The organism is Fontibacillus phaseoli (genome assembly GCF_003337355.1).
In the GTDB taxonomy this organism is placed as follows: Bacteria; Bacillota; Bacilli; order Paenibacillales; family Paenibacillaceae; genus Fontibacillus; species Fontibacillus phaseoli.
On record NZ_QPJW01000004.1, the window covers coordinates 26,012 to 40,155 of the forward strand.

Consider the following 14,144-nt stretch of genomic DNA (forward strand, 5'->3'; position numbering starts at 1 on the left):
GTATTCAAGGGCTTGCTGCCATTTGTTTTATATTGATCTTGAAATTTTGAAGAAGAATGATAAAAGAATTGAGTTTAAAGGATGTGGGTATCATTAGCAAAAAATTTACATCGATTATTCTTTGGGCTAGTTTCCTCATTCTGTTGTCGGTAAGTACGACTTACTTCATTGCAAAGATATTTCCTAATGACGAAATAGATTCTGTCATAGAACAATCGGAAACTCATTCGTCCGGAATACTGACTACGGAAGCGGTGGGTGAAGCACAGGTAAGGGATTATTATGTCTCACCGCAAGGCAAAGACACAAATCCGGGGACTTTGAATGCGCCGCTCGCCAGCATCCAGAAAGCAATCGAATTAGTCAAGCCGGGCGGTTCCGTAATCCTTCTTGAAGGAGTATATCACCAAACTGTAAGCATCGAAAAATCAGGATTCGTCGGACCATGGCTACATATCTTTGCGCAATGCAAAGGGACAAACGGCAATAATGGAAGGTAAAGGCGTACAGCAAGTTGATAATGGCGTTATCAGTATTGACAATGCCAGCTATGTACGCGTGACAGGCCTAGAAATACGTCATTACAATACAAGTTCCGCTGATGTTACTCCCATCGGCATTCATGTGAGCGGTAGCGGCAGAAATATTGAAATTATAGGGAATCGCATTCACGATATGGGGACAAACGCGGGTCAGAAGGCAGGCGGCGGTAATGCACATGGCATTGCAGTTTACGGTAACTCGGCAGCTTCAATAAACAAGATTGATATTATCCAAAATGAGTTATACAACCTGAAGCTGGGAGCCAGCGAAGCAATGGCAATTAATGGAAATGTTGACGGTTTTCGTGTTATGCAGAACATTGTGCACGATAACAACAACATCGGCATCGACATCATTGGGTTTGAAGGTATCGCACCGAACCCTGTTCAGGATCAGGCACGAAACGGTGTTATTCAAGAAAATCAGGTTTACAATAATTCCTCTTATGGAAATCCCGCATATGGAAACGACTACTCAGCCGCTGGTATATATGTTGACGGTGGCAAAGATATGAAGATCATCGACAATAACATTCACGACAATGACTTTGGGATTGAACTGGCAAGTGAGCATGCCGGAGGTGTAACTTCAAATGTAGAGGTATCACTTAACCGCATTTATAACAATAGTGCGGCAGGCATTACACTTGGCGGCTATGACGAAGATCGTGGAAGGACGGAAAATAGCATCATTAAAGAAAATAAGTTAACTGAAAACAACTCCAAGCATCTTGGTTACGGTGAAATCAATTTGGCCTTCGACACAAGGAACAATGAATTGCGCAACAACTACATCGAAGCGAATGAGGATGGACTAATGATCACAAATGAGTTCACCCAAAATGAAGGTAATAAAGTTGACTTTAATCACTATAGCAGTAAAAATCAAGCACATTGGATATGGAAAGGTGAAGAATTTGATGACTTCAGAGCTTATCGGACACAGACAGGTAATGATTTGCATTCAGATTTGAACTGAGAGAACCCGGTCTTGCCCTGAACCAAGGACAAGAACTGGGTACCTTTTGCTGAAAAGGGGAAGAACTCAATTCGAGTGCTTAATTATCGAAGAACACACTCAAAAGGATAATAAAACATTATCTTGGGTTTTGACGAGAGTAACCCAGCAAGCCCCATTTAAAAGGAATGGCTTGTTCTGTCTGTATGACTCCATCAATTTGAAATTCGATTAAGCGTTGTGCCCCTGGAAATTCCAATATTTCTTATTCACTGATTTCCCAAACGATGCTGCGGTAGTAATCGAGTTCTGACAAATGTTAAGACCGAGTGTATACAGCGTTCCCCATATCGCGATCAATGGGGTCATAGGTATGGAATAATTCCCCCAATGTAAAGATCAGCAGATATAAAAGCCCGAAGACAACCGGATAGACCAATGCAGTTTGCATAGCGCGTTTGTGCAGTAATACACCCGATAAAATATTTCCAATTAAACCAGTTGCCCCAAAAACCAACAACATAAAGCTAATTTGTTTCCCGGACATGCCAGTGATTCCATCTAAGAACTCAGCAAAAAAACTGAAAGTAGCGTACATACCTGCATTCAATACAATCATGGTAATAATACTAATCCATGCGACGGTTTTACGTAGCACCCTTAATTGGGAACTGTACGCAAGTTTTTCTTTTACTGGCATCGACGGAATGAAGAATAGAATAGCAGCAAACGTTTATCGCATTGATGATGGCGAAGAAATAGAGGGAAGCCCGAAGAGAGAAAACATAAATAGAGGGTCTTAGGCTTCCCTCATCCGTGCCGTAAAGAGAAATGGGGTAAGGCCTCTTCGGCCTCTCCGCGAAATAAATATTCTAAATGTTATAATGGGAGGAAAGAGGATGTTCACCATTAAGGAAGCCTTTCCGCATGGTGATCTTGTGCTCGGAAATACTCTTGAATTGAGATTTTTTTGAAATTCCCGTTGGTTTTACATTTTTTTTAAAGGAGAACGGAAATGAGTTTGTATTTGGAAATCCCGCAACTTGACAAGCATTTTCCTTTCCGCAGTTTTATTAATAAAGGCGACGTCCTTGTTTATCCCCACTGGCATAAGGAGATTGAAATCATTTATGTGACCCAAGGAAGCTTGGAACTGGGAATTAACGATACTTCCATCCGCATGAAACAAGGGGAGGTCCAATTCATTAATGGCGGGGATGTCCATTATTTTTTGGCTTCTCCCGACAGCGAGCGGGTCGTCATTCAGTTTGATTTGAGCTTTTTTCAGGAGGTGTCCGTGTTAAGCGGCCAGGAACGCCCGCTTAGAGACGTATTTACGGAGATGGAGCAATCGAGCTGGAATTGGCCTGAAGAGACGGCCGCCAAAATGCTTTCGCTGATTAAAAGCGTATATGAGGAAGAGACTGACCGCGAAGAGGGATATGCCTATATCATCAAAGCCAAACTTTTTGAAATGCTGACGCTGATTCTAAGGGAAGTACCGAGAAGTACGACACCACGCCGATCCCGGATCTCGGAGAAGACTGTGAGCCAGTCCAAAGGGACGCTTTGGAAGCTGGAACGTATTTTCGAATATGTGGAGCATCATTATCAGGAAGCGGTTTCGTTAAAAAGCGTGGCCGAATATATGGGCTTTAGCCCCTATTATTTCGCCAAGTTGTTTAAGAAGAATACGGGAATGACCTTCGTTACATTTCTGAATGAATATCGATTGAATAAAGCCAAATGGATTCTGCTGAATGAAGACAATCCGATGACCGAGGTGGCGGAGGCTGCGGGCTTCAGCAGCGTGAAAACGTTCCATCACTTTTTTAAGAATGCCACGGGAACATCGCCCTTAAAATACCGGAGGACAATATCCGGGAATAAAACGGCAAGAACTTAGGAAGAAAGCATGCGGCTAGATTTGTATTATAGAGTTAAGAAACAAACAAGTGGAGGAATGAGAAAGAAATGACATTAAAAATTGGAATTATCGGCTGCGGCGGTATCGCGAACGGTAAACATATGCCTGCTTTGAAGAAATTAAACGAAGTAAGCATGGTTGCGTTTTGCGACATAGTTCCTGAACGCGCCGAGCAGGCAAAAGCGGATTTTGGAAGTGAAAGCTCCGCGGTATACAGGGATTACAAAGAATTGTTAAAGGATACAACTATAGACGTCATTCATGTGTGTACGCCGAATATTTCCCATGCGGAAATTTCGATAGCCGCCATGGAAGCAGGAAAGCACGTGATGTGCGAGAAACCGATGGCCAAAACGACAGAAGAAGCGCAAGCGATGATCGATGCCTCCAAACGGACCGGCAAAAAGCTGACGATCGGCTATCAAAACCGGTTCAGAAGCGATTCGGACTATTTGCACAAGGTGTGCGAACAAGAAGGACTGGGAGAAATTTATTATGCCAGAGCCAAGGCAATCCGGCGGCGCGCGGTTCCGACCTGGGGCGTTTTTCTGGATGAAGAAGCGCAGGGCGGAGGTCCGTTGATCGATATCGGAACCCATGCGCTGGATCTGACGCTGTGGATGATGAATAATTACAAACCTAAATATGCCGTGGGAAATGCTTATCACAAGCTGTCCGGCAAAAAGAACGCCGCGAATGCTTGGGGCCCATGGGACCCGCAGAAGTTTACGGTTGAGGACTCGGCCATCGGGTTTATTACGATGGAAAACGGTGCGACCATTGTGCTTGAAGCAAGCTGGGCTCTAAATACGCTTGATGTAGGTGAAGCAAAAACGGTCCTTTGCGGAACCGAAGGCGGCGCGGACATGGAAAACGGGCTGCGCATCAACGGGGAAAACTTCGGCAAGACGTATACGCAGCATATTGAATTGGGCGCCGATGGGGTCGATTTTTACGACGGAGCTCAGGATGATCCGGCCTTGGCCGAAGCTTCCCAGTGGATCGACTGCATTTTGAACGATAAGGAACCTGTCGTTAAGCCGGAGGAAGCGCTTGTGGTAACACGGATCTTGGAAGCTATCTATAAATCGTCCGAAACCGGACAACCTGTATATTTCGATTAATCGCTAAATAAACCAATCATTATTTTTGAATAAAGAGAGGAATGTACGATGAAACTGGGAGTTTTTGATCCGTTATTTTCTAATTTGACGTTAGATGAAATGCTGGATAAGTTAGCTTCTGCTGGTTTGGATGCCGTTGAGATCGGTTCCGGGGGCAACCCGGGAAATGCGCATTGTCCTACAGATGAATTACTTGAGAGTGAAGAGAAGCGAAAGGCCTATCTTGAGAAATTTGAACGTCGGGGTTTGATCATCAGCGCTTTCAGCTGCCATAACAACCCGATTTCTCCGGATCCCGTCGAGGCGCGGGCAGGAGATGAAATTTTGCGGAAATCTATTAAGCTGGCCTCCCTTATGGGAGTGCCTGTCGTGAATACATTCTCGGGTACTGCCGGAGATAGTGAGGACGCGAAAGCTCCGAACTGGCCTGTTATTCCATGGCCAACTGTATATAGCGACATTAAGAAATGGCAGTGGGAGAATAAGCTTATTCCATATTGGAAGGAAATCGGTAAGTTTGCGGAAGAGCATCATGTGAAAATAGGTATCGAATTGCATGGCGGATTTTTGTGCCATTCACCATATACGATCCTGAAGTTACGGGAAGAGACCTGCGAAGCGATTGGCGTAAATCTGGATCCAAGTCACCTGTGGTGGCAAGGTATCGATCCGGTAGGTGCAATCAAAATATTGGGCAAAGCCGGCGCGATTCATCATTTTCATGCCAAGGATACTTATTTGGATCAGGACAATATCAACATGTACGGTTTGCTGGATATGCAGCCCTACGAGGATGTACAAAACCGGGCATGGACTTTCCGTTCCGTTGGCTGCGGTCACAGCATGACCGAGTGGTCCGACATAATCAGCGCTCTGCGGATTTACGGATATGATTATGTAATCAGCATTGAACATGAGGATCCTTTGATGTCCATAGACGAAGGATTCAACCGTGCGGTAACCAATCTGCAATCGATTCTGATCCGTGAACAGCCGACCGGTATGTGGTGGGCCTAAATCAAAGAAAAGGGGATTGTCAATGGATGATCGGATATACAATGTGGCTATTATCGGCTACGGGGGCATGGGTAGTTATCATGGCCAGTTGATGGAGTCCGAGCCGCAGGTTGCCGTTATCGGCGTACACGATATCGTGGAGTATCGGATGGAACTGGCCAAAGCCGGCGGCCATAAAGCCTATCCAAGTTTGGACGCCGTTCTGGACGATGAGTCCGTGGATGTGGTTTTGATCGCCACGCCTAACGACGTTCACAAAGAGATTGCGATCAAAGCCCTCCAGGCCGGCAAACACGTGATTTGCGAAAAGCCGGTTACGATAACGAGTTCTGATTTTATGGATATCGTCGAAGTGGCGAATCAGAAGAACCGCGTGTTTACGGTGCACCAAAATCGCCGCTGGGATGAAGATTTCCGGATTGCCAAAGAGATAATCGAAAAAAAGACTTTGGGAGAACTGTTTCATTTGGAATCCCGGGTTCAGGGAGCCAACGGCATTCCCGGCGACTGGCGCCAACTGAAGGCTTACGGCGGAGGCATGTTGCTGGATTGGGGCGTGCATCTACTGGACCAGTTGCTTCTGATTACGGACAGCCCGATCGAAAGCGTCGCCGCAACCTTAAGTTATGTTTTGGGAACCGAAGTGGATGACGGTTTTACAAGCTATATTAAGTTCAAGGATGGTTTGACGGCGTTCATTGAAGTGGGAACGACCAATTACGTGAAGCTGCCGCGCTGGTATATCAAAGGTACGGAAGGTACAGCGGTGATCAAGGATTGGGATTTGAGCGGGGAGATCATCACCCGGAATCCGGAGGTCGCGCATATAGAGCCGAAGCCGATCCAAGCGGGCCAGGGGTTGACTAAGACGATGGCGCCGCCGTCCGAGGAGTCCACGCTTACGCTTCCGATTGAGAAACCGGCCCCTGCGGCGCAGACCTTCTATACTAACTTTGTTTCCGTTATCGAAGGAAAGACGGAGCCTGCGGTAAAGAACGAGGAAGTACACCGTGTACTAGTACTAATTGAGATGATTTTTGAGACGGCGGAAACCAAAAGCGTGATCCATAGAAGTATTTAAAGTGCGTCATATAGGGGAAGGGCAGGAGCTTTCTTCTTCAAAGGATCTTTTTAATTCGTTTATTTTTCTTGGACATCCTCTCATTTTTTACATTCCTAAATTCGAATAAACCCGAACAAGTTTCAGGCATTTGCCTTGACTCTTGTTCGGGTTTTTCTATTACTCATCTATTTCTTATGCGCTCTCCGATATTGGGCCGGAGTTATTCCGTACGTCTTTTTAAAAACAGAGTAAAAGGTATTCAACGAGGAAAACCCATAATTTTGGATGATCGGCTCGATCGGCGAATCGGAAACCAGCAGTTCCCGGCATATAAGATCCAGCCGTCTCTCCGAAATCGTATCGGTGATCGATCGGTTCGTCTCCGCTTTATATAAGCTGCGCAAATAGTTCACGGACAACCCCAACTCATCGGCCAGCATTTTGGAGGAGAGATTGGGATCATTGAGCCGTTCCCCGATCAGACGTTCCACCTGCTCGATCAACACCGCATTTCTGGACAGGCTGCGGGTAGCCGCGATGTCCTCCAGCGTTTTATCCAGTAGTTTTTCCATCCAGCGGGCCACATTTTCGAGCGTCTCCAACCTAATAATCTGATTTTCGAGCGAAGTCAGCCCCCATGAGCTGGGCAGAGGCTGATGAAACTGATCCTGCATCAGCCGGCGCATGTCGCTAAATAAAGTGATCAACGACATTTTACACTCAAAATAGGGCAGGTCCCTCAATGTTTCTACGGCAAAAGCCATGATCTGCAGTACAGTATCCCGGTTCCCTTTCTGGATCGCTTGCGCCATTTGACGCTCCTTCTCCAGCGGAAGATGGAACAGCACGCCGGGAGCGCCGGACAACTCGTTCTTTAGAATCAACGCCCCGTGTCCAAACCGGAATCGCTCCTGCGTCAATTCGTAGGTTTCCAAATATCCCTCGTGCATGTCGGTCAGGTTATAGAGCGTTCTGCCCCAGGCTATGCTCGTTCCAATCGACAAGTACTGTTGCAGAAGATCCTGCGATCCGCGCAGCTTCTCCGCGAAATCGGGGGAAGATGCTGCCGCGGACAGTACTACGGCGATATGGTCGTTCCCCATATCGACCGTTTGCAGTCGGTGATCCGAGGCTTGCAGCGACTCCCGAACAATATTCGCCATTGCGAAGCGGAGCAGACGGCGATCTTTCTCCGAATACGTCTCCGTAAACTCCGGAAAGCGGTCTATCCGAAAGATTGCAACGGACAAATTTTCTTCCGGAAGATCAATCTCCCACTCCTTGAAATGTCGGCGGACTTCAGCGGGAGAGCGGGCTTCATCCCCCAAAAATTCGCGCAGAAACCGCTCCCTGCCGAGGATTTTGTTATGCCGCCACTGCTCGGTCAATTCATCGATCTGTTCCTTTTGGGCCGTAAAGACGCTGGATAAATAATCAAGTTCGTCCCTCGACTTCCGATCCCCGAGCTGCTCGGCCCGATACTGCCGCATGACGCTGCCGACCAATTCCTGAATGGGGGAATACACCCGTTTGGAGATCAGGATGATGACCGTCAGCGAAGCGAGGAATAAGACCAAAAACAAGAAGAGACTGACGTTGCGGAGTACGGAAATCCGGCCCAGAATGACAGCCTTCGGAATACTCTCAATGAACGTCCAGTCCTGAATCCCCTTAATTGAAGCCGTCGAGTAAACCATAAGCTGCTCGTCTTGGCCATGGGGTTTAAACAGCTCCCAGCCGCTCTTTCTTTGCTCCCCCTGATGGCCAAGCTCCGAAATCTGCTCGCTGCTAAGGCGGGCCGTGCTGAACACCTTTTCATTCCGGTCATTCAATACCGTCACCTGCCGATTCGGATAATTCGAATTGTTTTGGAGCAGGTTCATTAATTTATCGGTATCCACATTCATGACGAAGGCGGAAATGGAGCTGCCCTTTTCATACAGCCTGACGATGGTGATGACATCTTTGGCGGCCTCCCCGTTTAGGGGAAGCGTCAAAGTTCTGGGTAAGGGAACGGCCCGCTCCGCCAGCTTCGAATCGCGCAACCGCTTCAGGATATCCTGATCATAAAAAGTAGCGGTGTCATTTACGCCTAGCCGGGAATCCACCACCGTGTCGGTGTAGTCGTTGATCAGGTAGACCGAATCGATCGCGGGGTTGGCGTTTTTGATCTCCCCTAATCGGCTCCATACCGTATAAGTCTCAAAATCCGTGTAATGATCCGAAAGCGCATACACCTTCAGCTCGCCGACGTTGCTTGAAGCATAGCTGTAATCCAGGGACCATTCCATCAGCCCGGCCGTATTTCGAGCGCTATTAAGCAGAAGCGATTCGGAATGGTCTCCGATTTCCTTCAGCAGCGTTTTTGAGGACTGCCAGTACAGCAGCAGAAAGGAGATGGCCAAGACAAGCACATTTGCGCCGACAAAATAAAAAATGATTTTCATATAGGTCGGATGCTTCTTGAATGAGGCTAGGAGCGGAAAGCTGAATCTCGACATACCGGTACCCCCGTTACTTATCTCTCTCTTTGTTAAGTGCAGATTTATTGTAGCATATTGCGGGCTTCCGTCAGCAGAATCGTTCATTTTTGGAAAAGTGATGTTTTTGGGAAAATGCAAAATCCGTGCTTGCGGGAAGAATCCGAGTTTGCCGGAATTGCCTTCCTAAAGGCAGGCTTGTTATGGTGACGACATCGGATCGCAGAAGCTGAAACACTGGAAACCGATATTTAAACTCACAACCGAATTTTGACACACAAGGGGGTATTAGAAACCATGCAGTACGATAGAAACAAAGGGAGAGGATCCAAGCTAAAACAAATCGCTCGAAATCCTTTCCTATACGCGATGGCCGTACCTGGCCTGCTGTTTTTCCTCATATTCAGTTATCTTCCCATCTACGGGATCATAATTGCATTCAAGGACTACGACTTCTCCAAGGGGATTACGGGAAGCGAGTGGGTAGGCTTCAAAAACTTTGATTATTTCTTCACCTCGGATGACTTTTGGACCGTCCTGCGCAACACGTTGGTATTGAACGCGCTGTTTATCTTCTTTACGACAGTCGCCGCCGTGCTTATCGCGCTAATGTTCAATGAAATTCGCAATAAATATTTTAAGAGAATCTCGCAATCTCTCATCTTCCTGCCTTATTTCATGTCCTGGATCGTGGTTGGGATGATTGTTCAGTCGATGTTCGGTGGGGAAGAGCCGATGATCAACGCTTGGCTGCAAAATATCGGTATGGAGCCGGTCAACTGGATGTTCGAGTCGAAGTTGTGGCCCACAATCCTTACTGTGATTCGGGTATGGCAGGGAGCGGGATATCTCTCGATTATCTTCCTGGCGGCGATTACCGGCATCTCGGAGGACTTATATGAGGCGGCCCGAATCGACGGAGCTTCCAAGCTGCAGATTATGTCCCGCATCACCCTGCCGTTGCTGGTGCCAACCATCATGATTATGACGTTGCTTGCCGTAGGCCGGATCTTCAACGGGGATTTTGCTATGATCTATGCCATTATCGGGGACAACTCCCTGCTGTATCCAACAACCGATGTTATCGATACCTTCGTGTTCCGCTCGATGAGACAATTACACGATTTTGGGATGTCCTCGGCGGTCGGGCTGTTCCAATCGGTGATGGGCCTGACTTTCGTGATCATCGCCAACTGGGTTACCCGCAAGTTATCTAAAGAATCCGCATTATTTTAGGAGGCTAAACGATGAGACAGAGTGTTTCGGACCGGATTTTTTCGGTGACCGCCTATACGATCATTCTATTGTTCACCATATTCTGTCTGTTCCCCTTCCTGCTGATGGTCATCGGTTCTTTTACCGATGAGGGCGAACTGATCGCGCATGGGTATACCTTATTCCCGCAGAAGTTTTCTTTGGCCGCGTACAAGGCGGTACTCCAGTCGGATGTATTGTTTAGCGGCTATCAAGTGACAGTTCTGGTCACCGCCGTCGGGGCGGTAAGCGCGCTTTGCATTTCGGCCATGCTGGCCTACTCTTTAGCGAATAAGCGGAATGTCCTGAAGACGCCTTTCCTGCTCTTCTGCTATCTGCCCATGCTGTTCTCGGGAGGCATTATTCCATTCTATATCGTAGTCAGCCAGTGGCTGCATTTGCAAAATACCGTCTGGGTGCTTATTCTTACAATGTTATGTCAGCCTTTTCTCGTATTTCTGCTGGTCAGCTTCTTCCGCACCGTTCCCGAAGAATTGGAGGAAGCCGCCCGGATCGACGGGGCGAACGAAGTGAGAATATTCTTTCAGATCATTCTGCCGATCTCAAAGCCGATCCTGGCTTCCGTCGGTCTGTTCTATGCCCTAAACTATTGGAATGACTGGTTTATGGGACTCATGTTTGTCGATAATGAAAAATTATTTCCGCTACAGTTGATTCTGCGGCGGATGGTATCCAATATGGAGGCTGCCAAAAACTTGATTCCTTCAGGCGCTGCTATCGCAGTCACGCCGCCGACTTACGGCGTTCGTATGGCGACGACCGTTCTGACGATCGGCCCCATCATCCTGTTGTACCCGATGCTGCAAAAATATTTTGTTAAAGGCCTCACGGTAGGGGCCGTGAAAGGGTAACCGAAGATTCCGGCTTTAACCGGAATCTTCCGGTTAAGCATAGATGAATGATTCATACTTAAAAGGGAGGATAACAAAATGAAATTCAAAAAAATATTTGGCACGGCCATGGCTACGGTATTGGCCTCAGCGCTGCTGCTGGCTGGTTGCGGAGGCAACGGCGGGAAAGCAGAGCCAGGCAGCACCAATCCGGGTGCCGACTCCGCTTCCAACGCAGTGAAGAAAATCGTGGAGTTGAAGGCCTATCTTCCGGGGGATAAACCGGTGGGTTTCGATGAGGTGCTACAGGCCGTCAATGACAAATTAAAAACGGACAACGTCGGTGCCTCGCTGAATATCAACTTTCTCCCGTGGTCGGATTACGGAAACACGGTAGCGGTTAAAATGTCCGCCGGCGAGGATTTCGACATGTACCTGGATGCGCCATGGTTGTCTATGAACCAGATGATCGCCAGTAATTCGCTCCAAGCGTTGGACGCTATGGTAGAGGAGCGGCCGGAGCTGAAGGCATCCATTCCCGACGAAATGTGGGAATACAACAAATTCGGCGGCAAAATTATGGGCATTCCGCTCGGTACCACGCAAGGATCGGTATACGGCTTACTGATCCGCAAGGATTTGCGCGAGAAATACGGATTGCCCGAGCTGAAGACGCTGGACGATCTGGAGAAGTTCTTCTATGCGGTCAAGGAAAACGAAAAGGACATCAAGCCATTTGTTATTAACGGGATCAAAGCGGACAAATTGCCGTTTATCCTGAGCGATTCCGCCAATATGTCGCAGGATGAAGTGCTCGAAATCGGCGTCAATATGTTCGCCTATTCCACCAAAGACAAGAAAGTCGTCGGACAATGGGAGAGCCCTATGATCGCGGATGCTTTTGAACGCGTTACCAAGTACTATAAAGACGGCATATTGTCCAAAAACATCGCCCAGGAGCAAAATGCCGAAACGTTGTTCAAACAGGGCAAATACGCCGCTACCTATTATGCGGCCGACGGTGTGGAAGGGCTGAAATATGCTGAGATGTTGAAGGATGGCAGCGACAAACTGGAGGTCTTCGTGCCGAACGGTGATCAAGCCAAGCCGTATACCGCCTTCCAACAATGGAATTTCCTTTGCGTTCCCGCTTCCTCGAAGCACGCCGACCTGGCTATGGATGTCATGAACTGGCTATCGATCAAAGAAAATCACGATTTGATGGAATACGGGGTCCAAGGGAAGGACTGGGAGCCTGTGGGCGATACGAGTTATAAGGCGCTTTCGGGGTACTCCTTCCCGGGGTATACGCTGACTTGGCGTCCGACGCTCAACCGCACACCGGATACGATGACGGCGGACGACAAGAAGTGGTTCGATTTCTCCGCCGACCCGGCTAACTTTGCGCTTAGTCCGACTGCAGGGTTTACTTTTGACGCAGATAAAGTTAAAACCGAATATGCTAAAATCACGCCGTTCCACGACTCCGTGTTCCTGCCGCTTTGCCAGGGCTTGCTGTCGGCGGACAAAGGCAAGGCGATGCTGGAAGACAAAATCATGGGCGTGGGCGGTCAAAAGGTCATCGATGAAATTCAGGCCCAAATCGATGCTGTAATATCCGGCAAATAGCACCCTATATTCAGAATGGAAAGAGGTATTTTATCTATGAATGTTATACGCTGCGCGCAAAATCCAGTGATCCGGGCGGAGGACGTTAAGCCGTCGCGCCCTGATTTCAAAGTACTGGGAGCGTTTAATGCCGGTGTCGCGAAATATGAAGGCGAAACGATCTTGCTCCTTCGCGTAGCGGAAGCGCCGGTTTTGGACCGGCCGGGCGAGGTGCTTGTTCCCCGGTTAAACGAAGCGGGTACCGAGGTGATCGTGGAACGGTACGAGGAAACCGACCCGCGTTACGATTTCACCGATTCGCGCTTTGTGGCGGTCGACGGACAGGTAATCATGCTCACGTCCCTCTCCCATCTTCGCGTAGCGCGGAGCAAGGACGGCGTTCATTTCGACATTGATCCGCAGCCTGCCCTGTTTCCGGAGAACGCCTTGGAAGCATGGGGGATTGAAGATCCGCGCATAACGCAAATCGGGGATACTTATTATATTACTTACAGCTCTGCCTCGATTCGTGGCGTTGGAGCGGGTCTGGCGGAGACGAAGGATTTTGTCACGTTTAAACGGCACGGACTTATGCTGGCTCCCGAGAATAAAGACGTCATGTTGTTCCCGGAGAAAATAGACGGCAAATATTATACTCTGCACCGTCCGGTTCCGAAATCGTTCGGCGCTCCCGAGATGTGGATCGCCGAATCGCCCGATCTCTTGCATTGGGGTAACCATCGCTTTCTGATGGGCCTCAGCGAGCAAGGCTGGGATTCGGGGAGAATGGGCGGAGGCGCAGTTCCAATCCGTACGGAGCGTGGCTGGCTGGTGCTGTACCACGGGGCGGATGCCAAACATCGCTATTGTATGGGGGCAGCGCTGCTCGATCTTGAAGATCCCGGAAAAGTCATCGCGCGATCGACACGCCCGTTTATGGAACCGGAAGCGGATTATGAGGTGAACGGATTTTTCGGGGGCGTCGTATTCTCTTGCGGCGCGCTCCTGATCGGAGATACCGTCCGCATGTATTACGGAGCCGCTGACGAGGTGATGGCGGTGGCGGATATTCCGCTGGACGACATCTTTAGCACGCTATCATAAGCTCATTGTGCGCCCCTCCATATTGCAAGCCCCCGGTTCAAGAGAACCGGGGGCTTGCTGCTTCCAATAGGCTCAAGCTGTCCTTTTCTGCTTTTCCCCTTCTGCATCCAGGTGGACGCCCATGGACGGACCCGCATGGCCCGATCGGGCCGATCGGATTGAACCGGCTAATCATCGAGAGGCCGGTTGATCCACACAGGAAACCAATTCTAACGG

General features: G+C 48.6%; 12 protein-coding genes. 10 read left to right on the forward strand and 2 right to left on the reverse strand.

The features are described 5' to 3' along the window. The first annotated feature begins 56 nt into the window (after window positions 1–56). Window positions 57–500, forward strand: a complete 444-nt coding sequence (locus tag DFP94_RS26055) for a DUF1565 domain-containing protein (RefSeq protein ID WP_245954784.1) — start codon at window positions 57–59, stop codon at window positions 498–500. Beyond that, on the forward strand, window positions 490–1,521 hold the full coding sequence (locus tag DFP94_RS12760) for a right-handed parallel beta-helix repeat-containing protein (protein ID WP_245954787.1): 1,032 nt from the start codon (window positions 490–492) through the stop codon (window positions 1,519–1,521). The genes DFP94_RS26055 and DFP94_RS12760 overlap by 11 nt, the downstream gene beginning before the upstream one ends. Before the next feature lie 298 nt (window positions 1,522–1,819). On the opposite strand, the gene DFP94_RS12765 is transcribed toward DFP94_RS12760, so the two are convergent. Continuing rightward, window positions 1,820–2,119, reverse strand: a complete 300-nt coding sequence (locus DFP94_RS12765) for an MFS transporter (RefSeq protein ID WP_114496860.1) — start codon at window positions 2,117–2,119, stop codon at window positions 1,820–1,822. Between the two features lie 396 nt (window positions 2,120–2,515). Between DFP94_RS12765 and DFP94_RS12770 the strand changes: the two genes are divergently transcribed. The 4 genes from DFP94_RS12770 to DFP94_RS12785 all read left to right on the forward strand — a co-directional run bounded on the left by DFP94_RS12770 (window position 2,516) and on the right by DFP94_RS12785 (window position 6,649). Then, on the forward strand, window positions 2,516–3,406 hold the full coding sequence (locus DFP94_RS12770; protein ID WP_114496861.1) for an AraC family transcriptional regulator: 891 nt from the start codon (window positions 2,516–2,518) through the stop codon (window positions 3,404–3,406). A 68-nt stretch (window positions 3,407–3,474) separates the two neighbouring features. Beyond that, the gene (locus DFP94_RS12775) at window positions 3,475–4,551 is read left to right on the forward strand and encodes a Gfo/Idh/MocA family protein (RefSeq protein WP_114496862.1); all 1,077 of its coding nucleotides are present in this window, start codon (window positions 3,475–3,477) and stop codon (window positions 4,549–4,551) included. A 48-nt stretch (window positions 4,552–4,599) separates the two neighbouring features. Beyond that, the gene (locus DFP94_RS12780; RefSeq protein ID WP_114496863.1) at window positions 4,600–5,568 is read left to right on the forward strand and encodes a sugar phosphate isomerase/epimerase family protein; all 969 of its coding nucleotides are present in this window, start codon (window positions 4,600–4,602) and stop codon (window positions 5,566–5,568) included. A gap of 22 nt (window positions 5,569–5,590) precedes the next feature. Beyond that, complete coding sequence (locus DFP94_RS12785; RefSeq protein WP_245954789.1) at window positions 5,591–6,649, forward strand: Gfo/Idh/MocA family protein; 1,059 nt, start codon at window positions 5,591–5,593, stop codon at window positions 6,647–6,649. A 167-nt stretch (window positions 6,650–6,816) separates the two neighbouring features. Here the strand turns inward: DFP94_RS12785 and DFP94_RS12790 are convergent, their stop codons facing one another. Further along, window positions 6,817–9,132, reverse strand: a complete 2,316-nt coding sequence (locus DFP94_RS12790; RefSeq protein ID WP_181873137.1) for a helix-turn-helix transcriptional regulator — start codon at window positions 9,130–9,132, stop codon at window positions 6,817–6,819. A 276-nt stretch (window positions 9,133–9,408) separates the two neighbouring features. Here DFP94_RS12790 and DFP94_RS12795 point away from each other — a divergent pair, with 276 nt between their 5' ends. From DFP94_RS12795 to DFP94_RS12810, 4 genes are all read left to right on the forward strand, one after another. Next, window positions 9,409–10,347, forward strand: a complete 939-nt coding sequence (locus tag DFP94_RS12795; RefSeq protein ID WP_114496866.1) for an ABC transporter permease — start codon at window positions 9,409–9,411, stop codon at window positions 10,345–10,347. A gap of 11 nt (window positions 10,348–10,358) precedes the next feature. Further along, a complete protein-coding gene (locus tag DFP94_RS12800; RefSeq protein ID WP_114496867.1) occupies window positions 10,359–11,237 on the forward strand; it encodes a carbohydrate ABC transporter permease in 879 nt (292 codons plus the stop codon). A 78-nt stretch (window positions 11,238–11,315) separates the two neighbouring features. Then, window positions 11,316–12,845 (forward strand): DUF3502 domain-containing protein, encoded by a 1,530-nt coding sequence (locus DFP94_RS12805; protein ID WP_114496868.1) that lies wholly within the window; start codon window positions 11,316–11,318, stop codon window positions 12,843–12,845. 36 nt (window positions 12,846–12,881) lie between these two features. Then, window positions 12,882–13,928, forward strand: a complete 1,047-nt coding sequence (locus DFP94_RS12810) for a glycoside hydrolase family 130 protein (protein ID WP_114496869.1) — start codon at window positions 12,882–12,884, stop codon at window positions 13,926–13,928. The last annotated feature ends 216 nt before the right edge of the window (window positions 13,929–14,144 follow it).